We start from the raw sequence: 26304 nt of genomic DNA, 5'->3' as shown, positions 1-26304 counted from the left end.
CGAGGAAGGAGGGGTAGCGATGGGCGCTATCCACCTTCCCGACAGCCTGCAGAACTTCTTCAACGTCGTTCTGGGCATGAAGTGGCCGGAGGGCGACGAAGAGGAACTGTCGGCCATGTCGGACGACTGGCTGGATTACCGGGACGCGCTCAAGGCGGCCAAGGAGCAGTATCTGGCCCAAGCCTCCATGATCAAGGAGGCGATGTCGGGTGATTTCGCCGATCAGCTCTACGACCAGTACCACAAGCAGATCCCGGACAACCTCCAGACGATGATCGATGCCGCGGAGCAGATGTCGGATGCTTGTTTGCAGACGGCGGCGGCCATTCAGAAGGCGAAGATCATGTTCGTCTTCATGGCGCTGATGGCCCTGCTGATCGTGATCGAGCTACTGGACACGTTGATCGGCGCCATCTTCGTGCCGGCCGTGGAAGCGGCGGCTCGGATCGGGCTGATGGCCGTCGCCCGTCAGCTGGTGGCGAAAGTGGCCTCGATCAGCATCCGGGAGATCGCGCTCAAGCTGACCACCCGGGAAGGTCTGGCCGCCCTCGGTGAGACGATCGGGCGGGGCGTGACCAAGGGGGCCCAGTACACGGTCAAGGCCGCGCCTGGGGCCATCAAACAACTCGGCATCGACGTCGTCAAGTACGGGGCGCTCGGTGCCGGCATGATGGGCGTCGTCGATCTCGTCGCCGACGGCATCACTGACGCGGAGACCAACAGGCACGGCGAGCATTGGCACCACGGTGTCGACGGGCAGGCGTTGTTCTCCTCGGCCGTACTCGGGTTCGTGGGTGGTGGCCTGTTCGGTGCCGGACGCGCGCTCTCCCGGGGAATCGACATCATCTCCAAGGACTTCCGAGCGAACCTGAACCACATCGTGACGAAGGAAATGTCGGCGGTCCAGCTCAAGCAGTTCACCCGGAGCACGCAGGCATTCAAAAACCTCGGCTACACCGGTTTCCAGATGGCGCTCGGCGGTGTGGGCTCCAACCTGATCATCAACAAGCTTCAGGACCCGGTCTCGGAGCTGGGACAGAAACTGTTCCCGGACGGATCCTCCCAGGGCCCCGACAGCCCGCACGCGCCGGAATCGCCCGCGTGGGCCGGTCTGCTGAGCATGTTCAGCCGCGCCCAGGGTGCCAAGGGAATCAAGCTGAACCTGGGTGCCCTCAAGAGCCTGAACCTCAAGGACCTCAAGCTCACGGATCTGAAGACCCTGGGCGTCAAGGACCTCAGCAGTGTGAACGTCATGGATCTGAGGAAACTCGGGATCGAGAAACTGAACGGTCTCGACCTCAGCCAGGTCGACCATGGCGCCACCAAGATCAGTGATCTGGCCGGCTCGGGGCAGTTGGGCAAGCATGCCGGACTCGGTGAGGACGGTGGCGAAACCGGCAGCCTCTACGGCAAGGATGGTGGATTCGGCAAGGGCGACGACGCCTCCAGCGTGCACAGTTGGTCCTCCGGGGACACCACCGCGGTCTCCTCCAGTGAGTTTTCCGGCTCGGAGACCAGCACGCTCAACGGTGACAGCGGTTCGGACGACGGCCATGACGGACACGACGGCGGCGGCGCGGGCGGCTCGACGGGGCACGGTTCCGGCTCCGGAAGCGGTTCCGGTCAGGATTCCGCCGGCCGCGGCGGCGATTCCACCGGGCACGGCGGGGAGTCGGGTGGCAGTGGTTCGGCCGGCTCGGGCGACTCGCGGCCTCAGACGGTTTCCGGTGAGCAAGGTGGTCATGGCGGAGCGTCGGGGGGTTCCTCCGATGCCGCCGGAACGGGCGGTTCGACCGCGTCGCGGAATTCCGGCGGTTCGTCGCAGGCGGCCTCTCCGTTCAGCGCCTCCCCGGGCGACGGCATCACCGTCCACCACTCGGCGAACCCGCTCGGCGCGGGTTTCCTTCACACCGGAACGAGCGACAGCGGAGGGAATCCGTTCGCTCACGGGGGTTCGGACAACGCGCCTTACGTGTCGTCGGGGCCCCAAGGCGCGAACGGCGCCGGTCACGACTCGAATGGGGTAGCCCAGGGTCCGAACGGCGCTGCCGTGGGTTCCCATGGCGCTGCCGCTGGTGCGAACGGGACTGCCGCTGGTGCGAACGGTGCCGGGCGCGGTTCGTCCGGAATGGACATCGGGGCCGGTGGCCGGTCCGGTTCTTCTTCGAGCGCGGGCGGCAACGGCGTGCCCAATCTGTCGAACTTCCTCGGCGGACGCCCCGCCACGTCTTCGAGCAACGTCACTCCGGCCGCCGAGTCGGCCGCGAACGGGAGCGACGGGACTGCCGCACACGGGTCAGGTTCATCCTCGTCGGCGCCGCAGTCCCAGACCGCGGGCACCTCCGGCCGACCGTCCACAGCGGCCAATGGTGCGGACGGATCCGCGGCCGGCTCCCGGACCGATAGCTCCGCATCGGGGACCGGCTCGCGGCCGGGGCCCGCCGCCGCGGGCCAGGCGGAGGCGCAGGGAGGAACGGCGGGCAGCCGGGGAACAGAATCGTCGAGCGCACCCTCCGGTTCGACCGCGCCGTCGCCGCGTCCGTCCACAGTGTCCAAGCCCGGCGCGGACTCCGCCTCGTCCGCAGGCCCCCGGCCGCCGACGCCCCCGCCGGACGGGCCGTCGCCCGCGCCGTCGCCGCGTACGACGCTGCCCCGTTCGGAGTCGTGGTCGACGACTCGCTCGGATTCGTCGGCGTCCACCCGTTCCGACTCGTGGTCGACGGCGACCGATCCGGTGTCGAGGGCGACCACACCCGACCCGGACTCACGGCCCGGCTCGCCCGCCCCGGTGAAGCACCTCACCACCTCGGCGCCGGAAACGCGGACGACCACGCATTCGTCCACGGAGGACCACCAGCAGGTTCAGCGTTCCACCGTCTCGCCCCGGCCGGATTCCGGCGCGTCATCCGTGCGGACCGTTAACGGCGCGCCGGATCACACGCGGACCTCTTCGGACACCAGCGGTTCCCGGTCGTCGCAGGATAGCGGTACCCAGAAGCCGGACGTGGTCTCGTCCGACCGGCCACAGTCCTCGGCGAATTCCGGCACCCGCACCGACACGTCTTCCGGCACCACCAGGCCGCCGGATTCCGCCGACTCCCGGACCGGTGACCAGAAGTCCGACCCGCAGCACGGTTCCACGCAGCAACGCGGTCCGGACCGGGTGTCCACGGAGTCGGGCGGCAGGCACGACCAGGCACCTCCGGCCGATGGCCCCCGTCGCGCGCTGCAGGTGACGCGTCCCGACGACAACGCGCACCCCTCCGACCGCCCGCACACCGAGAGCGGGACAGCCGCCTCGCACAAGGACCGCTCCGGAACGTCCCACAAGGACAACGGCGCGCCCGCGTTGTTGTTGCCACCGCACCTTTTCGCCGGTGACCCGGCCCATCTTCACGGCTCGCGCGGGGCCGACGGCGCGTCGCTGATCGATCCGAAGGGTGGTCGCGGCCACGATCCCCGGCCGCCGATGGACCCGCCGCCGGAGCCCCACGATCCTGACGGCCCGGTGCCGCTGTTCCGGTTGCCGGCGGAGACCCGTCAGGCTCTGCTGCGCATCGGGCCCGACGTCGTCGGCGCCGTCTTCTTCCACGGTGAATCGCCGAACCCGGTGAACTCGCCCCGCTGGCACGCGAAGGTGGACGAAGCCAACGCCAAGCTGGGGAAGGCGCGGTGGGATCGCGCCGAGAACGTGAAGATCGCCGCCCGTGACACGTTCTCGACCAACTGGCAGAAGCACGACGCGACGCCCGAACAGAAGCAAGTGGTGGACGACATCCGTGCGGTCGTGGCGGCCAAGTTGCTGGACGGGTGGGACGACGCGCTGGGCACCGGGCCGAAGGAGCAGCCGGTCTTCGCCGACGCGGTGGTACTGGCGCACTTCCTGAAGAAGGAGTTCGGCGTTCCCGACTTCTCCGGCCTTCCCGGTGGACGCGTGCGCCCGCCCGAGGACGTGCGAATCGGGGAATCCTGGCGCGCGAACGCTTCTCCCGACGACATCGCCGAAGACAACCGCATCCAGCGGGTCAAGACCGACCTGTTCCCGAACGCGGCACTGAACGGGGCGGTGAAGACCGAAACCGAACCGGAACCGGTCCGGGAATCGGACCACGAGCCGGAACGGCAACCCGACCGGGAGCCGGACGGGCAGGTGCCACCGGGGAAGGGACCGGAACGCGAGCCGGAGCACGAGCCGGAACGGGAACCGGACCGCGAGCGCGAACCGGAGCCGGAACCGGTCCGGGACCGGGATTCCGAACCGGACCCCGGCTCCGGGCCTCCGCGCGGCCTCGCCGACCGGATCCGCCAGAAGCTGGCCGACTACCTGCTGTTCAACCGTGGCGGCGCCCCGATCGACAAGACCGGCCCGACCGAACTGCTCGGGACCGTCGAGCGGGTCTCCCTGGAGGGGATGCTGGGCAGGCTCGTGCCCGGGGTGCGGCACTGGAAGAAGATCGACGCCATCCAGACCGTGCTGGACACCAACCCGCTCCGGTTCTTCGGGCGGGGCGAGAAGATCACGATCACCACCCGGAACGGCAAGAAGTACGAAGCCTGGCTGCGGACCGAAGCGGACTGGTCGCGGCTGGAGCCGCTCATGGAGGCGAAGACCGGCGCCAAGACCACGAAGTCGAAGGACAAGAAGAAGATCGTGGTCGCCCACCGCACGTACTACGACTACGCCATCACCCCGACGGTGGCGTACACGTCCGTTCCCGGCGCGATGGTCTATTTCACCCCGCGTATCCCGATTTCGCCGGACCGGGAGCACGGTACGGGCCTGAAGGGTGAGTACGGCAAGTCCTACCAGGTCGAGCTCGGGGATTCCCACGTCGTCGCGGTGCCGCTGAAGGTCACCCTCTCGCTGATCGACGAGCGAGGCGAGAAGGTCACCTTCACCCACACCGACGAGCACGGCACCGTAATCCGTGACACCGCCGTCAGCGACGAAGGCAAGATCATCCTGAAGGTCCCGACCGAGCGGACCGGAAAGGATCCCGCTCCCGAGGTTCTTCGGTACGCGCACGGCGGAATGATCGACAAGGTCAAACTGGCCGACGAGGCGAAACTGGCGGAACAGGGGATTTTCCGGCTGAAGCCGGGGCAGGAACTACCGCGCGACTATGGCCCGGAAACCGTGGTGGTGCATGAGCCGGAAGACCACGAGTTCTTCGACCAGGTCGCCGACCGGCTGGCCGCGAAGTACGGAGACCGGTACGCCAAGGTGCTGGGGGTCGGCTCCCACGGCAGGCAGTTGCTGCGGCAGTTCCTCACCCAGCAGGTCTTCACCCTGCGCCATCACGACCTGGCCCTCGCCGGGTCCAATCCGCACGACGAGGCGGGCTGGGTCAAGTCGGACCCGCTGTACAAGGGACGCAACGCGGGCGGGTTCGAGTTCTTCACCCATGCCACCCAGGTCGAAGCGCGCCTGGTACCCAAGTGGTACCGGGTGGGAGACAGTGCCGAGCGGAAGATCACCGACACCAACCGGACCCACATCGAGGTCAGCGACGAGAAGAAGACCGTCCGGCGCTTCGGCGCGGACACCTTCGTGGGCGTCGGCGTGGACGCCGGAATCGCCACGCTGGGCGGTGGGGCCCAGTTCGGTGGGAGCCTCGGGAGTACCCACACGCGTGCGGTCTCCCGGGCGGTCGCGAAGAAGGACGCGTTCGAAGGCATCGACGACGCCGCCGACTACCAGGTCGTCTACGAACTCCAGGTGCGGCCGCTGGGCATGAAGGGTGAGGCGGTAGCCGGCGCCGTCACCGGCTACCTCGCCGCGGCGAAGCGGGCTGTCGACGCCGTCCAGGACCCCGATGCCGAGCGCGGCACCTACAACTCGGGCGAGAACCGTCAGCACTGGGGCCCGGCGGAGATGGAGGATCCCGAGCGCGCGTTCATCCCGGGCAGGGTCGACGGAATCTCCAGCGCCGACCAGGCGTGGTTGTACGACACCGTCCTGCCGATGCTGCGGGAGTTCCCCTCGGAACTCCGGCGGAGCTGGTATCTCAGCACCAGCAACTTCATCAAGGGCTTTGCCGACAAGGAGCTCGCCAGGGACCTCACGCCCAAGATCGCGGCCTTCATCAAGGGGGAAACCGACCTGCGCGACGCCCTGTCCGGCCGGGAGATCACCGCCCTGATCAACGTGATCGGCAGCGAGGACGGCCTCAAGATCGTCTTCAAACGCAAGGGCTTCGGGCACAACTACCGCTACCACGCCACGATCAAGGGCAGGTTCGCCAACATTCGCGACGGTGAGAAGCTCACGGCGAAGGACGCGAGCCGGACGCTCCGCATGAAGGAGACCCTGGCCATGCGATCCGGCCGGACCAAGGACTGGTTCGGCTCGGTGGGTTTCCCGCGATTCCGGGGCATGCTGGGTTTCTCGAACCTGGGCCTCACCTTCATCGGCGGCCCCCACGTGACCACGGGCCGGTCCAAGTCATCGCACGTGGTCGACGCCTCCGGCAACTTCGTCGACATCAAACGCGGAGACTCCCTCACCGAGGAAGGCAAACTCGGCACCGCCTCGATGCGCCGATTCGCCGCGGACATGACCTTCGAGCTCAAGGTGACGGCGTCGGCCAAGCAGAACCGGGGCACCCGCAAGTTCATGTTCGGCAAGCCCGGCCTGCATGTGCCGAAGTTCAAGGACATCACCGAGCACCTGCCGCCCGAGACACTGAGGCGGACCACCGAGGTGAAGTTCACCGTCCCGGAAAAGCTGGTCCGGGACACGCCGCCCACCGCGGCCGAAGTGATCGAGCCGTTCCACCCGGACACCGCCCGCCGGGCCGGCCCCGAACCTCTGAAGCCGGCGTCACACCTGTTCGACAACGTCGAAATCGTCATCCTGCGCGGCGCCGAGCAGGTCCAGCGGATGGCCAAGACCCTGCTGACCAAGGCGTCGATCCGAAAGGGCAAGGAAGACCCGATCTTCGCGTTCGAAGGCGACAAGATCGACGAGACGCTCGCGTACTACCTGTCTCCCGAGAGACTCGCCAACGACCCGAGTCTGTTCAGCCGGACCATTTTGATCGAAGGTCTGGACAAGGACCGCCGCATGGGCAAGGTGAGCGGCTCCGTGCAGCTCGCCTTCCATCCCAAGGTCGAGAAGGTCTCCACGACGGCCGAAGAGTTCCAGCAGATCGTCGCCGAACAGGTCGCCCTCAGCGGATACCGGCCGGGGGAGGGCAAGGGCCATTCCGGCCGCATGCAGGCCGCGATGGTGGTGAGCCCGTCCGTGTCGGGAAACCCCCTGTTCGGGGATTCCGGTGGCGCGGACGGAAACGCCGTCGGCGGTCTGGGGGTGTTCTGGTTCAACACCGCGCTGGGCGGTTACAGCAAGGACCTGAGCACCGAAACCGGGCTCGAGTCCTCCGAGCGTTTCGCCGTCGGCGGCATGGCCGAGCCCCGGCTTCTCACCCACCTGCAGGTCACGGTCAAGGCCGCGGCTCAGGTGGACCACTCGAGGACGTTCAAGTTCGGTCTGGACAAGACGGAACCGAACAGGTTCGAGGGCGAGACCGTCATCCCCGTGAAGGTCTGGCTGTCCCGCAAGCAGCTCTTCGAGGTGATGACGGACGATCAGCGGCGGAAAATGCACGAAGAGGACCCGCACACGTGGGAGCTCCTGTTCGGGCACGACTTCGACCATCACTTCACCGACGAACCCCCGGTGCGCAAGGAAGAAGAGCATCCGGAGTGGACGCTCCCGGTGCCCGCGTCGTTGCGCGAGGGCGGATCGGCCAAGCCGTCCCTGGGGCTGGGTGGCGTCCGGGACCGCATCGACCTCGCCCACGTGGTCAACGATCTGCGAAGCCAGCTGGAGCGCTCCATCGGCAGGGACGCCGCGCATCGCCTGCTGCCGGTGCGCCTGGTCGAGAAGGGTAACGACAACCACCGCGAGGTCGAGGCGTTCCTGTCGAACGTCAACCGCGCGATGCACCACCTGCTGAACGGCCGCAAGGCCGACCCCATCCGGCTGGAGAACCAGTTCACGGGCGAGACCTACGACCTGGCGCTCACCGCGAAGCTGTCCGAAACGAAGTTCCACGGCATCGAACACGTGGAGAAGCTCAAACTCGCCAACCGGTCGACGGTCGAGCAGAAGCTCGCCCGCCGCCGTGGCCGCGCGCTGGCGACGGTGAACACCACCATCCGCGGCTTGTTCCGGGTGCACAAGGTCAACGAGTTCGGACCGGACCACGCGGAGCCGACCGAGGGCCAGGGCCCACCGGTGGGTGCCGCCGGCCTCGGGGAGACGATCACGACCTCCTTCGGCAACAGGACGCGGCAGAAGGAGTACGTCCATTCCGACGAATCGCAGACCCACGGGGAGACCTCCGGGCCCGTCGCGGCCTACCGCGGGAAGTTCGAAGTCACCGCGAGTATCACGCGGCACGGCAAGGAATACGCCTCGACCACGGTCACCGACCACGCGAACATCCTGCAGACCCCCGAGGTTTCGTTCCCCGCGCCGAAAAAGGAGCACCTCGGGTTCGCCGAACCGTTCGTGCGTAATCCGCTGTGGGGCCGTTTCCGCGCGCATCTGGACCACTGGCGCGCGTTTCTCGACGACGGAACCCCGACCGCGGATCTCCCGGGCGAGCGTGACCTTTTCGTCGAGGACTACTTCGGTGACCTCGAGCAGTTGAAGCAGGCGGCCCGGGACACGCTGAAGGAAGCCGGGGTCACCCTCACCCCCGAGGTCGAGCGGGCGCTGGATTCCGCCATCACGCCGGCCATGGTCAAGGGGCAGTTGCCGAGGAGGATCCTGAAGGAGGGCATCAGGATTCCGTTGCCGGACGGCGCCGGGCGCACCCTGGAGTTCCACGCCCGGCTGCTCGGCTCGCGATTCGCGCACCTGAGCGGCAGCAAGCACGACGAACGCATCCGGATCAGGGAGAAGTCGGCCTCGGAGGTCAAGACCGGCACCACGGTCGAGCTGAACAAGCCCAGCGTCCCCTTCTTCGCCGGCAGCCTGCACCCCGAGGGCGCGGACCAGCGGGGCGAACGGCACATCGGGCAGAGCAACATGGTCAACTCCCTGCCCGAGACCCGTGCGGTGCTGGCACCCGAGACGGCGGTGCTGACCCAGTCCGGGATGCGGCGCAACTACTTCTCCGAGTACCCGACCGGCAAGGAACGCCTCGAGGAGGATCCGGACGCGCTTTCCCAGGTACGGCTCTCCGACATCGAATGGGCTGTGGTCAGCGCACCGAAGGACGCACCCGACGGTTTCTCGGTCGGCCGCCGGTTCATCGTGCGTGACGGCGTGGGCCTGCGGATGCGCAACGACATCGCCGAGTCCCTGACCGGGGATTTCCTGACGAAGTCCCTGAAGGACGCGGCGAAGGACCTGCACGCCAAGGGACAGGCGTGGACCGACGCCGTGCGCAAGCGGATGGGCCGTGACTACGCCGCCCGCCAGGCGAAGCTGGAACTCGACAAGGCCGAGGAGCGGGTCAACGACCACCAAGACCTCGTCGAAAGCGCGCTCGGGCGTTTGCCCGGCGAGATCGAGGAGGCTCAGGCCCGGCTGGAAAAGGCACGCGAGACGTTCGACAAGATGCAGCGCGTGCTGGCCCGCGTGGTGGCGCGGGACCCGGAATCGAGGGCCGTACCGGACCTCGGGCGGGACCGCGACGAGGCGGGCCGGCGGCTCGCCGCGGCCGACGAAGAACTGCGCTCGCTCAAGGACAAGCTCGACTTCGCGATCAAGAGCGACCACGCCTACCAGACCGGTGAGCACGACAGCATCCTGCTCGATGCCGACGCGCGCGAGGAATTCACGCGCCGGGAGGCCGAACTCCAGGCGGCGAAGGACGCCGAAGCCAAGGCCGAGGCGGAGTGGTGGAAGGCCCGGCGCCGGTACGACGCGGAGATCGCGCGCAAGTACGAAAACGACGCCCGGCCGAACCGGCTCGAAGCCCGCACCACGGCGTTGCATGAGGACCTGAACGCCGCGAGGGCCGAAGTCGAGAAGCTGTCCCGGGAAAGGGAAGAACAGGCCAGGCTGCTCGCCGAAGCCGAGGCCCGGCCGGTCCCGGAACTGAGGCCCGAAACCGTCGAACTCCTCGCGCGCCGCCGCGCCGACCTCGAAGCCGTCCGAGCACGTTTCCCAGAGGACCCCGCTGACGCGTCCTTGGAGCTGCGCGCACGTCACGGTGATCTCAGTGCCGACGAAGCGCGGCGTCTGGACGCGCAGCGGGCCAGGAACGCGCAGAGGTGGAGGGAGGAGCAGGAACCGGCGAGGCTGCTCGCCGAAGCGGAAGCCCGAGCGGCTCGTGAACAGGACCCGGACGGACTTCTCGCGTACCACCGCGCCGAGGACCAAGCCCGCGCGCAACGCCTCGCGGATGCCCAAACGAAGCTGAAGAACGCTCGCGCCACGCTGGAGACCGCACAGGCCTGGGGCACCGTCAAGGCGCCCGAACATCCGGGTCTCCCCATCGCGTCGGAGTTCATGCGCCGGGACGAGCCGCGCCCCGACCGGATCAGCGAGGACCCGGACGCCGAGATCAGCGTGCGGATCCAAAAGCTGGAAAAGGCGATGAAGGCCCATGAACGGCTGCTCCAACGCGCCTGGACGACGCGGATGGAGAGCGTCAACGCGGACGAGTTACATCAGGTGCTCGCCGAGAAGGGCCACGAGCAGCTCCAGGCGGAGCGCGACGCCACCAGACGGCAATTGGACGAACTGATCGCCCGGCGTTCCGCGCTCAGGAACGAACCCAAGTCGTCGCGAGCAGCGGAAAAGGCGCCGTCGACGGAAAAGGCGCCGTTGGCGGAAGAACCGGCGCCCGCCCGGCGGTTGTCCACGGCGGGAGGACGCCGCTCGTCCCGGGCTGTCGACGGAGACGGCCTGGTCAGCTTCCTGGAGAGTTCCGATGACGCCTCGCGGAACAGCAGTTCCCTGGATATGTCACGGAGGAGCAGCGAACAGCCCGGCACGCGCCGGGTGTCGGCCGCCCAACCGCGCCGGGTGATGTTCGACGTGGCGGAAGCCTCCGAAGAGGACTCTCTCGAGAGTTTCCTGGGGGGATCTTCCTCGCGCCACGCCGCGCCCGCCGACGACCCGATCGAGCGGTCCGTCTCCCCGCACGGCACCGTGTATCCGCACGAGTCGGCCGTTCCGCCTGAGTCCTTCGCCGACCATGAAGCGGAGGCCGGCAACGAGTTGCCGCCCTCCTACGATCCGGTGCGCGGGGTCAACCCGAACTACGACAGCGGCGACCCGCGCTACCGCACGAACTGCCGGTCAGCGGTCATCAACACCTTCCTCACCATGGCCACGGGGGTCACCCACGAGGCCGAGCCCGGCCCTCTCCCCGGAGAAGAGCTCCCGCTGGCCACGGAGCTGGAACAGTGGTTCCAGCGGCATTTCGGCGTGCCGGGCCGTCCGTCACGGTTCACCAGGGCGGAATCCCTCGAACAGATCGAGAACAGCCTGCACCTGCTCGATTTCCAAGGGGAAACGAACGCCCACGCCGTCGTGATGACGGTGCGGGACGGAATCGGGCACGCCGTCAACTTCCATGTCGATCCCGTGGCGCACAAGCTCTATCCCGTCGACGGCCAGAAGTTCGAGCGGGCGCGGCCCTCCGGCGAGTTGTGGGTGATGATCACCGCGCCCGCCGTGGACCGTCCGTTCCACGCCGAACCCGAGCCGGAAGCCCCCTCGGCCGTCGAGGGGATCCGCATCGCCGGCGACGGGGCATCCGCGCGGTATGCGCCGGTGCGGGACGTCAACAGCGAGAACTGGGAAAGCGGGGACCGGCGCTACCGCACGAACGGTCCTTTGGTGCTTGTCGCGACCCATCAGGCCCTCGCGGACGGCCGGTCTCGTCCCGCGGGACCGAACATTCACGCGGACCGTCCCGTGGACGCCACGAGGGTGGAAGAACTGTTCCAGCACATGCATCCGGTGCCTGGAAGGCCCGCCAGGCTGCGGCCGGTGGCAGGCCTCGGCGAGGTCGCGCGGAAGATGGGCGAGGACGGGCCGAACGCCCACGGCGTCGTGATGGGCGTGATCGAGGGTCCGGACGGGACCCGGTACGGGTATCCCGTCACCGCGCACCTCAGCCCCGACGGCGGTCAAGTCCATCTCATCGACGGCCAGGTGGGAGAACGACCGGACCTGGCGGGCGAGTTGTACTTCATGCACACGGCACCCGCGGTGCCGCGCCGGGAGGAGGTCGTCGCCCCGGCCCGGGACGCGCTGGAGCCCTCCGAGGTCAAGGGCATCCGGATCGTCAACGCCGACGAGTTCAGGCGGTTGCGATGGGACGCCGCCATCCGGAGGGAGACCTTCGAAAAGGTGTCCGGTCTCGACGAAGTCGAGCGGTGGATGGCGGCGCAGCGCTCTGCCTCCGCACCGCGCGGTTTCCTGGTGATGCACGCCGCGGCGCCGGATGGGACCACCAGGCCGCGCTCCGTAGAGGTGCACTTCGACCGCGAAGACGGGAAGGTCTACCACTTCGACGGCGAGACCTTCAGGCGGCCGGATCTTTCCGGGCCCCTGCAGTTCATGCCCAGGCCGGCGGACGTGACCCGTCCGCCGGAGTCGGTCCGGAAGAGCGACGCACCCGATGGCGGCGAGCATCCGTCCACAAGGGACCGTGGGCTGGGTGCCGGTGGTGGCCTCGGCGAGGGCTTCTCGTTCGGTGCCGGCCGGGGAGGAGGCCTCCCGCCGCACGAAGAACTCGTGTCGCCGCACGATGTCCCGGCGCTGGACATTCCCCCGCCACGCGACGGGGAGGGGACCACGCCGGCCGACGCGCCCCCGCGTTCGCCTTGGGACGACGTGCCGCCGGACCTCCCGCGCCCGGCGATCGGCACCCCGGAGGAGGTCACCGGCCGGGTCCTCAGGCAACGGCCGAAGTTCGTCAGCGGGGCCGGGTGGGCCGGTATCCGCGAGGCCGCCATCAAGGCGACCGGTGGCCAGGCTTCGCCCTGGCGCCGGTTGGTCGAACTGGAGTTCTCGGACGAAAACCTGGACAAGCGCTGGCAGAAGGACACGCTCGACGGCCGTTTCATCGTCAACCTCGGCGAGAAGGCCCACATCGGCGGCCCCGAGATCCGGCTCAAGGTCAAGCAGGTCCATCCGGCGAGGCCCACCGCCATCGGCGAGACCAGGACCGACTTCGACGCCGGCCGGTCCCGGAGCGGTCCCGGGATCGACTCGACGACCGAGAACGCCCCGACCCTGCTCGAGCCGCTCTGGATCCGGATTCCCACCCCCTACGTGATCGTGCGATTCATGCTGGCCGGGTTGGTCAACCGGCTGACGTCGGCCATCGGCGTGTTCCGGTCCCGGAGGCACACGGTCCAGGTCAACGAGTCCGAGATCCCGGCCGTGGAGGCCGAGCACCGCGTCACCTACGACCTCGAGGTCCGGTGGCCGCGCACGTTCCCGTGGCGGAAGTCCGAAGTCCAGACCTCCACCGTCGAGAACCACGTCACCCTGGCCTGGCCCGACGAAGGCACGGGGCTGCCCGCGAAGGTCGATCCTCGCACCATCGAACACGGCGAGTTCTCCGGTCTCGGCGACATCTACGACGGTGTGTCCGCGGTGATCGCCGGCCGTGCCCCCGGCAGCGGCGAGGCCAGGCCGTCCGGTAGAAACTGGCTCTCCTCCACGGTTTCCAAGCTCGGCGCGATCTTCCGCGGGACGCGCGAGGGGTTCGCCCATAACGATCCCGAGGCACGGCGGTTCCGCGAAGAGTGGCTTCCCTCCCTCGACGCCGGAAAGTTGTTCGCGGGGGGTGTCGCCGAGGAGGTGTTCCACTTCTCGACGGGGACCAGGAAGATCCAGGTCGGGCTCCGGGGCGCCGACGGCGGCCCGCCGATCTCCTGGCCCGTTCGCGAGACCGAAGGCACCATCGAGCACGAGGACGAGACCAGTACCCAGACCACGTCCCAGCTCGGGCAGACCCGTCGGCGCGGCCACGGTGGCGCGGTCCTCGGAGGCGACATCACCGGCGCCACCGGCGAGGCGGCCGGCGGCACCTACAACAGATACCGTGCCACGCAGCGGATGGACGCGGTCAGCGCCGGCGCCTCCCTCAAGCTGCGGCAGACCCAGCGCGGCCCGCTGAGCGTGCGCCGTTCGGACATCTCGTTCGTGGTGCGGGTGGACGACCCCGCCAGGCCCGAGCCGTCGTTCACCAAGCACGGCTCCAGCGACCGGACCTTCCTCGTCGACGGCGCCACGGCCACCCTGTGGCAACGCCGCGGCCGGGGTACCGAGCAGACCGAGGTCCCCGAGGACATCCAGAGGGAGGTCGAGCAGCGTTTCGGGTACGACGAGGGCGACCAACGGGACATCCAACGCATCGTCGACGAAGAGAAGGTCGTCTTCCTCGGTCGCGAACGAAACCACGCGGCATCGAAGTGGCTCCGGAGCGGGAGTGCGCTCCCGAAGCCGCCCCTGATCAAGGCCAAGACCATCAACGCGATCGACGTCCTGCTCGGCGCGCCGCAGGCCGAGGGGCTGGCCGCCCACTTCAGGCCGAAGTTGCCCTCGCTCGCGGACCCGCGCCTGGAGCGGGTCCCTGGCGGTCCGCAAGCGGTCGAGTCCCGCTACCTGGAGCGCCTCAAAGCCTTCGAGGAGCAGGATCCGGCGATGCGGACCCTTCTCCGGCGCGGCACCGTCGAACTCCGCGACACCATCGTCCACGAGCGGACGGAAGACGGTGAGGTCCGTCCCTACGCCGCGGACATCGACGTCCACGAAATTCTGGACGCCGCCACCGGCCGCCGGCTGGATCAGCGTCGCTACGAGCACGTGATGAGCAGGCTCCAAGCGATCAACAAGAACTTCACCCACGGCGCGCACCGGTACTGGGAACCGGAAACCGAGGCCGACAAGCGCCTCTACCGGTCCATCGACGACGGCTACCTGCCGAGCGGGACGCACCATCTGGTCCGTTTCGCTCCGGGGCGTGCCCCCGAGTTCGTCCACGCGGACTGGCTGCCCCAGGTTCCCCAGCACACGACGGAGTTCCACCAGTATTCCGAGGAATTCTGGCGGAATTACGTGAAGCAGATCGGTGCCGCCGAAGGGCCCGCGAAGAACGCTACCGGGGATGCCGGAACCCGTACCGACACGGCACCGCCGGAGTCCGGGCCTGCCCGGCAATGGCTGGACCCGATCCCCGCCTTCGCCGACCTCGACCGGGAGTTCAGGAAGGAGGCCGCGGGCCGGCTGGAGGAGATCGATCCCGATTTCGCCGCCACGCTGTCCCGGACGGATCCGGAGAAAAAGCCGACACCGCCCGAGGAGGACCCGCCCGGTCTCGGGCGGCACGAGGCCCCTGACCGGCTCGACGCCTACTACAAGATGACGGAAGAGACGGCGAACGACATCACCGGCCGGGTCCTGCACCGGTTGAACGCCGACGGGGTGATCGCCCCGAAACGGGGTCTCTTCCAGTGGCTCCTGCGGACCGCGCCGAAGAGCGGGAAGATCCCGCTCGACAAGATCAACGAGTTGGCCACGCTGATCCGCGGAGTCCTGCTGGACCCGCTCAAGGTGCGTGAGCTGACCAACGGCGGCGACTTGCTGCGGCTGCCGCTCGACTCGTGGTACCGGGGGGCTCCGGGCGACCTTTTCGTGCAGGGGTTCATGAAGCGCTCGGAGGCGACCTACCTGGGCGTGAACGAAGGCACGCGGAACGCCGCCGCGGTCACCGGCACCCGGCAGGTCGGCATCGGCCACGGCAAGACCAGGCACCTGACCCTCGGGATAGCGGCGGTCGAATACGACGCGTCCGGGGACCTCGCCGCGTTCGTCGGCAACCAGATCACCTACAAGCGCGCGAGCGGCCGCGACGAGCAGATCACCCAAGAGCTGGAACACCAGCAGGAGGTCGACGTCCCCGGTGAGACGCACGGCTTCCGCTACCCGACCGACTTCGCGGTGTGGAGGGGCGGGCGGCGGTCGGATCTGGGACCGATCGAGCAGTGGCACGACGGTGATCTGATCCAAGGCCACGTCGACGTGTCCGTCGCGCCTCACCCCGGCAGTTGGTGGCCCGGCACGGAGCGGTTCGGCGAAACCCCGGTGGACACCTGGCACGACCCCGGCGAGCCGGAGACGCGTTCACGCCCCGGCAAACTGCCGCCCGACTACAAGCTCGAGGGGCTGAAGCCGGTACCGGAGCAGACGAGCACCGCGGCCGCGATGCTCGATGTGCCCCGCTCGGCACGGTGGAAGGAATGGCTGAAGTGGCCCTTCCTCGGCAGTCGTCCCAAGGCGTTCGACGAGCACGACGACTCGTTCGTCTTCGGCACGCACGACCATCGCCGTCCGGACAGCGGGGACAACGACGCGGCCGTCGACAAGCTGGAGGCCATGGCCGAGCCGGGGACGCGGATGGCGCGGTTCCAGGAAACCATGCTCTACCAGCACAAAGTGCGGTTGGAGACGCACAACGTCGGCGGGCTGGTCGGTCTGCGGCACCTCGACGGGAGCGTCGCGCTACGGGGCCACCTCCTCGACCCGACGATCGTCCGCCGGGCCGACCGTCAGGTGTTCCCCAAGAAGGTCGCCTCGACCACCGGTTCGGTCTCGGGAGCGTTCAAGGAGCGCGGGGGCCGGCTGAAGTTCGGCGTCGGCGACTTCATGACGCTGAGTGCCAAGGGGGTGTACTTCGCCCCGATCCTTTTCGATTTCGCGGCGAGGGTCATCCGGCGGACAGCGTGGAACAAGAGCACCAAGGTGCGCCACGAGGACGAGCAGAGCCATACCGAGCCGGGTTATCTGGTCAACTACGGCGTCAAATACGAGCTCCGGACACAAGCGCGGCGTCGCTGGATCGACATTTACGGAGGCAGGCACGACGGGACGCGGTATGAAAAGACGAAGTGGACCCATGTGCGCGACGGGGTCCAGCTCTGGGTTCCGGCCAGTGAGATCCACCTCGTCGGCAAGCTCGCCCCCCAGGACCTCGCCAAGCTGAACAAGTCCGAGGTGGATGCCTACGAGCGGGAAACGCGGGTGGATTCCGGTGAAGACGCCGCCGGAACGCACGAACCCGTCACGGCGGCGCCGGAGAGTCCCGTGCCGCCGGTGCGTCCGCCGGACAACGTCGGCAGAGGGAGGGGGAACCTCCGCTGGTACCGCCTGAACGCGGCGATGGAGCTTGCCGACGGCATCAAGACCGCCCTCGACAAGTGGTCCCGGGATCAGGCGACGGCAGCCGACAAGGCGGCGAAGGAGCGTCTTGACGCGCTCGATGCCGAATCCGCGGAGCTCGAACTCGTGCGAAGGCGCGGCGGTCCGGACCATCAGGAGGTCCATGAGCGCCTGCGAAAGATACGGGACGAGGCGGACGGACTGCGCCTGAAGGCCAGGCTGGGCAAGCGTTTCCAGACGCCGTCGATAGAAGCGATCGATCACCTCAACCAGCGGGCGATCGAGGACGTGCTCGGCCCGCAACTGGCCTCGGCCGGGAACGACGCACTGCTGGAACACCTGATCACTGACGGATGGCCGGTGCTGGTGACCGGCCAGACCGCCTTCGGCAAGCTCGAACAACTCATGGTGCTGCGCGCCAAGCCAGGGGAGGGCAGGTATCACCGGACGATCGAGGGGGCCCGGACCACCCGGAGCACCGATGTGACCGGGGAAAACAGCGAGAACGTCCAGACCGCCTGGACCGCGGACTACGCCGCCGGGCTCGGTCTCTATGCCGCCAACGGCAAGAAGGGGCCGGGCACCCTCAGCCTCGCGGAGGTGGGCACCGAGTGGAACAACGCCGACGAGCGCGGCTCGGCGCGCGGGCAGACCGACGGCAGCCGGATCGAGACGCGAAGCGCCGACAAGGTCCAGTTCTTGCACGACCTCGACGTCACCGTGGACGTCTATCCGTACCAGCGTCCCGGCACCTACGGGAAGTTGGTGGAGGGCGGGCTCAACGGGCTGGGATTGCCGTTGCCCGCCTTCGCCCGGCGGTTCGGCGAACCCTGGCAGGCGAAGTTCGCCCTGCGCGGGGCGACCCGTTCGACACTCGGAATGGACGAGACCATCCCGGAGCACGGGCACGAGCCCGCCCCGCTCGACACGGCCCACGGAATGTGGCACACCGAGCAGGAAAGGGCCGGTGCGCAGCAGGGGTTCAGCGTGGACTCGTCCGGCCGTACGAGGGCGAACATCTTCGTCGAGCCGTTCGCCGCACCGAAACTGCGGTCGGCGTTCGAAACGCTGGCTCGCGGCGGATACAACGAACCGGGCCAGCTCCCGCGTCCCGTGCTGCGGCCGGCGACTCTGAACAAACTGCTGGTGGAGGCGCACGGAGACGGCCTGCTTCGCGGACATCTGCCCGAGGCCTTCACCCGGGAACAGCACGAGATCACCTTCGATGTCAACGAGGGCAACGGTGACCGGCTCAAGTCGGTCCTGGTCGGCGCGCACGTCACCCAGCGCAAGCTGCTGAAAGTGCTCGAAGGCGAGGAACTGACGAGGTATCTCTCCGAGCGCGCGATGGAGACGGGAGGAAGCAAACAGAGCCTCGAACCGTACTGGACCATCATGGGCGACGCCCGGGGCGGAATGGTCGACAACATCGGGTCCTACCGGACCGCGATGACCGGGGTCGAGCCCATCCACTTCCCGCTCCTGCACGTCTGGGGCGACCAGCACCAGCACTCCACCGAGCGCGATCCCGGCCAGCCAGGAGGCGAGCGCCCGAAGGGGCCGCTCTACCTCGTGGAGATCACCCCCCGCTGGCGGATCACCCCCTTCTACGGTGGCAAGAAGGTGCCCGAAGGGTGGCAAAAGACCATCCGCGTCGGCCGGGACGAGCCGATCACGCTCGCGGTCGACCGCCTGGGGCTGGAAGAACTCGGGCTGAAAGCGCCGGCGACCGTGTCACGGCTGGAAACGGTGGCCGAGGAGCCGGAAGAGCCGTCGCAGCGGGGATGGGAGGACCGCCCCCACCACGACGGCCTGCGACCGCTCGCCGGCACGCGGGGCGCGGTTCCCGGAGAACGGGGCGCCCCCGGCGTCCTCGGCGATGCGCGGCTGGTGACCGCGGACATCTTCACCTCGCCTTCCACCGAAGACGCCTACCGCGACGACTTCTTCCCCGGCCTCGTCTTCACCAACCCGGGCCGCATGGAGGTCGAGCCCGCCCATGAACTCAACTGCGCCCCGGCCACCGTCGCCGTCTACAACACCGGCAAGTTCGGCCAGCCCTTCATCCTGCCGCCCGCCAAGGGACCGGTGCTGGCCGAGGCGCTGCGGGAAGCGTTCGGCGGGGACTACGACCACATCGAAGGCGGCTTCGACGCCGTTCGCGGCATCATGGAAGACGCGCCGATCGGCGCCGAGAGCGCGGTGGTCGTCGGTGGCAAGGGCAACCTCGGCCACGTCTTCAACGTGTCGCATCGCGCGGCGCGACCCGGCGAGACCGCCGACCGGCACGGTGGTGTCGTCGAATTCAAGGACGGCTCGCTGTCCAAGCCCGGCGAGCCTCCCAAGGTCGTCCACCCGAGGGGCTCCGACCGCCCGGTCTGGCTCATGCGGATTCCCGAGCGCGCCACACCGGCCTCACTGCCCGAATGGGCCCACGACGAGCGGCCGCCCGCGCACTGGACGAGCGCCGCCGACGGCAGGCCGGGCTTCCTCGGCAGCGGGGCCCAGGCACGGGACATCGCGGGAAACGAGGACGGGCCGGCCCTGGATCAGCTGGTGCGGCAGGCGATGGCGAACGTCGATCCGCGCAGCGTGGCGCCGCCGGACGGAAACCGCGGGTTCGTGCCGGTCGATCCTCGCGAGGTCGACGCCTTCATGGCCAAGGTGCCGGACTTCGCGACGCAGGCGGAGATCGCCGCGGCGATCGCGGCGGACGCCAAGCGCAACCGGTCGGACTTCAACACGCGGACCGCCGAGGACGGGCCGTTCCTGAACGAGTTCGGGCGCTGGCGGGCGAATCAGGAGCGTTCGCATACGCAGTGGCATGACCCGGAGGAGCTCGCGCGGCAGCGGGAGGTCGGCGCGGAGGTTTCGGCGGCCGTCGTCCGGGAGGTGGGTGATCTCCGGCCGACGTCGGCGAAAAAGATCCTGGACACGCTTGTCGACGGTCTGGACGCGGGGAAGACCGACGCGCACGAGATGCTGCGCCGGAAGTTCGACGAGGTGATCGCCAAGCAGCCCGGGGGCGAGCGATACCGGGTGAAGCCGGAGCCCGGCCCGCACTCCTTCGGCGAGCACGCCCAGATGGTGCTCAACCAGTTCCTCAAGCTCACGCGGGACGACGACGAGAGTGCCCGTTTCGTTTCTCGTGACGCGCTGGTGAAAGCGATTTTGTTCCATGACATGGAGAAGGTGAATTCGAAGAACCTTTTCGGTGAGAACCAGGATCGTCACGACGCGGAGCCCGAGCACCTGGGCGCCGTGATACAGATGAACCGGCACGAGGGACTGTGGCCGGACACCCGTGAGTTCCTGCTGGTCCGGTCCATGGTCGACGCCGACCCGTTCGGGTTCTATTTCCGCGCCAAGGGGGGAGTGGACGCGAAGGGCGCCTACGAGTTCATCCGGGACCTGGCGGTGCGGGCGGGCAACCCGGACGGCTCGCCGGTTTCCGCCACGGACGTGCGGAAGTTCTTCGAGGAGTACCACCAGTACTACCAGGCGGACTACTCCTCCTACACCAGCGACGCGGCCTTCGTCAACGACCGGACCGGCAAGGTCGAGGCCGGACCCGATCCGCAGTCCGGGTTCGAGCGGGATCCGGCCACGGGCGCGCTGAAGACCGGCGAGGACGGCCGGTCGTTCGAGTATTCGAGTGCCGACCGTGACTACCGGGCGAAGTTCGCGGAGCTGAAGAAACTCTTCGACGATGCCGTCGACGCCGAGCGTGCCGGGGCACCGGACGGCGACCATCCGCCCGTGCCGCCCCGCGGCGACGTCCCCGAACCCCGCGCGGGCGACCGGACGCCCGAGAACGTGGTGCCACGGGAGGAATTCACTCCGGAACAGCGGGCGCAACTGGATGTGCACGACTTCGACGTTCTCGTGCCTTCGCCGGGCGACCGGGCGGAGAACATCCGGGACGCGATCGTGCGGAGCCTGCCGACGGACGCTCCCCGGGAGTTCGCGCGGATTTCGGGGAAGCTGGAAGAGTTCGCGCGGGCGCATCCCGGCGACGCGGATCCGGAGCGGATCGGCGAAGCGGCGGGACTGCGGATCCATGTGCTGGGCCCGGACGGCACGTGGTCGGCGTTCGGGCCGGTGACCGGGCGTCCGGTGCATGTGGTGGACGACGCGGGCACCCGGTACCTGGCCACCCGCGAGAATGTCCACATCGGACGGTCCGGGGTCAGCTACCCGGGTTCGACCACGATGGGGCCCGAACTCGTCCACCGCGGCGAGTTCGATGTCGAGACCGTCGCCGGGCGGCATTACGTCCGGATTTACACCGCGATAGTCAACCCGGTCGAGCCCGGCGGGAAGCACAAGGACGTCCACCAGGACCCCTCGGGCAGGATCACGGTGTCCAGCGGGTCGGCGGGGCAGTTCTGGGCCGGGGCAGGACGGCCGTTGCGTGCCGTGCAGTGGCTCGCGAAGTACCAGCACGACAACGCCGGCAAGCCGGACGTGAATCCGGTTCTGCGGTCCTTCCTCGTCCCGCTGGACACCTATCTGCGCGTCACCTCGGCCTCCACCGGGATCACCGACCCGTCCGGCCGCCGCACGTTCAACGTCGACCAGGGCCAGGACGTCAACCAGTTCGGTATTCGCGGCGAGGACCTCACCGCCCTGCGGGAGTCGGCCCTCGACGGGTCGCTGGTGACCTACGTGCCGCCGGGGAGTGAAGGGTTCGCGCTGCCGGAGCTGGCGGGCCGGCAGGAGCACGTCGCGGATCTCCATGCCAAGCTGGGTATTCCGGAAGACTTCGTGTCCACGGGCCTCGGCCGGGGGAACGATCCCTGGTTCAAGTGGCCGGAAACGGGCACCGGCGGGCCGGTCTTCCACGGCGGTGCCGCCCGCTTGCGCGATCTCGCCCGCGATCTCCGCGAGCACTACCAGACCTGGCGGGGCGGGGATTCCCGCGCGTTCTTCGAACCCGACCGCGACCGGATCCCGGACATCGACCCGCCGAAGCCGCCCTCCGGCGAAGCCGAGCGGGCCAGGCGGCTGAACTTCTTCCTGAACAAGTTCGGTCCTCCCGCGAGGAACCTGGACTTCGACGGGCTGGCGGCCGAGGTGACCGCTTCGCTGCCCGGCATCGCCAAGGACGCGATCGAGCGGGTCGGCCCACCGCCGGTGGACTCCGCCAAACTGCTCCGGGACCTGATCGGCGCGCTCCGCGAGAGCTACGACATCGACCGTGGCATCCGGGGAGCGATGGGTGGCCTGGTGAAACCAGGCGCCGGGAAGGGCCGGCGCCGGACCGCCGACACCGCGCTGGAGTTCGCCGAAACGATCCGGTCGATGGTGCAGCGCAACTCGCTGCCCAACACGGTCATGCCCTGGGCGCGCCGGGCCCTTTCGGTCCTCGGCAACGATCCCCGGTTCAAGTCGTTCGACTCCGCGGCGGACGACCCGGATGCCCCCACCCTGTGGGACACCGTGCATGAGCACATGAGCAGGTCGATGACCCGGCGGTTCTCGTCACTGGCGGAGGAACTCGCGGAGGCCGGTGACGGCCGGCGGCATCCGATCGAAGACGTGCCCGGGGGCAAGGGCAAGAACCACGGCTGGTTCTCCGGTGACCGCATCAGGACGGTGTGGAACGACGCCGTCGACGCGCTCGCCGGGGAGAAGGAACTCGCCGAGGTCATCGCCGAGGCGCATTCGCAAATCGACCCGGACGCGTTCGCCTCGACGCTCACCGACACGGTCTTGAAGAAGGCCGTGAATCAGGCGCTCGACGAACTGATGCACGAAAACCTGCTGTCGGTGGGCCCGGACGAGCTGCGACGGAAGCTTGCCGAGGAAGTGCTGCCCAAGGCGGCGGCGAGCCTGCGCGACGGGACCGCGGAAAACCCCGCCCCGTTCATCGACGCGGGATACTGGACCCGGTTGTCGGCGGAGATCGCCGACCGGTTGACCGACCATGCCGCCACCATGCGGAGGGCGCCGACGGACGGCTTCGCCGGCAAGGCCACCTGGACCGGGCACATTTCCCGTTACCTCGCCACCACCACGACGCTCGACCCCCGCCTGTCGGAAGCCATGGCGAACATCGCCTTCCAGGGCATCGAAGGCCGGGACGCCACGGCACCGGTGCCGGAGAAGGCGGAATTCGGCGACCTGGTGGCGAACCTCTCCGAGAGTGACCGCGTGGCGATCGAAGCGGCACGCGAGCACGACGCCGGCATGGCCGAAACGGTGGGCCGGATCGCGGTGGAGACCCGGAACGCCCTCATCGACGGCCTGCTTGCCCAGCCGGCCGGGGACCGCCGGCCGGAGGCGACCCTTGACATCGGGAATTTCGCGCCCGTCGATCCCCGCGAGGTCGAAGCCTTCATGGCCAAGGCGGAGACCTTCTCGACCCTCGCGCAGATCAATGCGGTGATCGCGGCGGACGGCCGCGTCGAGGACAAGGACTTCACGATGCGGACGGCCGAGGAGGGGCCGTTCCAGAACGAGTTCGGGCGCTGGCGCGCGGACCGGCAGCAGGACATGGAGACCCCGCCGCCCGATGGTGTCAGGTCCCGGGACGCCTTCAACGCCCCGCAGCGGGAGCAACTCGACATCCACGGCTTCGAGGTGCTGGAGCGGGCGGAGGGAAGCCCGGCGGAAAACGTTCGCCATGCGATCCTGACCAGCCTGCCGAAGGACGCGCCGCGCGAGTTCGCCCGGATTTCCGGGAAGCTGGAGGAGTTCGGCCGGGAACACCCGGACGTCACGGATCTGTCGCGGATCGGTGAGGCCGCGGGGTTGCGCGTCCACGTGCTCGAAGAGGACGGGACCTGGACGGCCTCGGGGCCGGTCACCGGGCGGCCGGTGCATCTGGTCGCCGACGGCGAAAACGGGCCTCTGGCCACCCGGGAATCCGTCCAGATCGGACGGACGGGCATCGCCTACCCAGGGTCGACCGCCGTCGGGTCCGGCGACCTGATCCATCGGAGCGACTTCGAGATCGAGACCATCGCCGGTCGGCACTACGTCCGCTTCTACACCGCGGTGGTCAATCCAGCGCCTGAAGGGAGCACCTTCAAGGACGTCCACCAGGACGAGACGGGCAAGATCGCGATACGGACCGGATCGGGTTCCCGGTTCTGGTCGGGTGGCGGGCGTCCGTGGCGTGCGGTGCAGTGGCTCGCCAAGTATCAGCACGAGTGGGCAGGAAACCCGGAAACGAAGCCGGTCCTGCGGTCGTTCCTCGTTCCGTCGGAGACCTATCTGCGCATCGCGACGAACGTGATCCGAAGGGACAGCGTCGACCGGAGGGCCGAAGCCAACCAGTTCGGTTTCCGGCACGACGATATCGTCGCGTTGCAGGAGGCAGCCCTCGAAGGGTCCCTGGTCACCTATGTGCCGGAGAAGAGCGCGGGCTTCGCGTTGCCGGAACTGGCCGGGCGTCAGGAGCATCTCGCCGATCTCTACGCCAAACTCGGTATTCCGGAAGACTTCGTGTCCGACCAACTGGGGCGTTATCACGATCCCTGGTTCGAATGGCGGAACGGGACCGCCCATTTCCGAAACGACCTTCAATCGCTGCGTGTGCTCGCGCGTGATCTCGGACAGTATGCCCAGACCTGGCGCGAACGCGCGTCCGGCCTGGCGGGCTCTCCGGGCACGCCACCGCGGGATACCGACGGGGACCTGAACTTCTTCCTGAACAGGTTCGGTCCTTTGTCGAAGAAATTCGACTTCGCTCGCGTGTCGGCCGAGATAACCGATGCGTTGCGCCACCTGACCGCGGCGGAGGTCGACCGCCTTGGCCCGCCACCGGTGGACACCGCCAAACTCGTCGAGAACGTGACTGGTCTCCTTCGTGGCATCCAGGCCGATGTCCACCGCCTGAACCCCATGGCCAAGCTGAAAGGACCGGACGACAACGGCGTTCCGGCTACCGCGCGGGAGTTCGCCGAGGCGGTCGCGAGGCTCGGGGACAACGGTTCGCTCGCCACCACCGTCGCGCCGTTCGCGGACAGGGCCGCCGCGATGGTCGTCCGCGATACCCGGTTCAGGGCGTTCGCCCCGGCCGGTGCGAGCGGTTCCGCGTTGCACGAGACGGTCCGTGACCATCTGCGGGACGCGCTGGTGAAGCGGTTCACTTCGCTGGCGAACGAGCTCACGGCCGCCGACGCCGACCGGCCGCACCCGCTGGAGGAACTGCCGGTGGGGGACAACCGAGCGGGATGGTTCAGCGGGGCACGAAGCCAGGCCGTGTGGAACGAGGTCGTCGACACGTTCGCGGAAGACGGCGACCTCGCCGCGGCCCTCGCCGAGGGGCATTCGCGGCTCGACCCCGGTGCCTTCGTGACGGCCGCCACCGATTCCGTGCTGAAGCGATTGGCCAGGAACGCCCTCAACGAACTTCTGCGTGAGGACCTCACCGCGATCGGCGCCGACGAGTTACGCCGGAAAATCATCGATGAAGTGCTGCCCAAGGTGGGCGACGCGGTGCGCGACGAGGCCATGGGCAAGCCCTTCGCGTTCCTCGACGCCGGGTACCGGTCCGAGCTGTCCGCCGAGGTCGGCCGCCGGGTGGCGGCCCACGTCGAGGACGGCCTGTTCGACGCGGCCTCCGCCGTCGACGATTCCGCGACGGTGGCGGAGCCGACCGGTGGCACGCCCGGGTTCCACCGGGCCGTCGAAGACTTCGCGTTCCGGTCGGTGGCCACGACCGGTTTCGTCGGTGGCCCGCTGGGCTCGCGCAACGCGGGCAACCGGGACGCGGCCGGGATCGTGGCGACGGTGGCGGCCACCACCGGTGACGATCTCGTCGAGGTGGCCCGGAAATACGCCGGCGGCTTTTCCCGGGATTCGCATGAGGGCCGGTTCGGACTGGTCATCGGACTCCATGACGTTCACGGCAGGGAAGCCGAAATCCAGCGGCAAATCCGGGATTTCGAGAGCGCGTGGGGGGACAACGGCAAGTTCCCGGTGGCCGTGGTGGGCTTTACCTGGAAGAGCCCGGTGGACGGGGTGGCCGCGGTTCCCCACGGCGCGATCCGTGAGACGATCGCGCGTCATCCGCTGACGGAGCGGTTCGCCTCCGAGATCCGTCGGGAGGGCGGCGCCAACGAGGTGTATCTGCACGTGGGCCATGCCGGCGTGCGGTCCATGGCCACCCGCCACGGTCCGCTCTTCGACGCGGTCGGAACGGCGGT

1 protein-coding gene (running past one end of the window) is annotated in these 26304 nt (G+C 68.6%); it reads left to right on the top strand.

Annotated elements, in window-relative coordinates; genetic code table 11:
- Positions 1-19 precede the first annotated feature (19 nt).
- On the top strand, positions 20-26304 hold the start of the coding sequence (locus ACFSXZ_RS30555) for a WXG100-like domain-containing protein (protein ID WP_378268860.1). 50500 nt of this gene lie beyond the right edge of the window; the window shows 26285 of its 76785 coding nt (coding positions 1-26285); its start codon is at positions 20-22; its stop codon lies off the right edge, out of view.

Origin of the sequence: Amycolatopsis pigmentata, assembly GCF_042684065.1 — a bacterium.
GTDB lineage: Bacteria > Actinomycetota > Actinomycetes > Mycobacteriales > Pseudonocardiaceae > Amycolatopsis_E > Amycolatopsis_E pigmentata.
The sequence above is the reverse complement of the archived record's forward strand: the minus strand, read 5'-3'. Positions and strand labels throughout refer to the sequence as shown.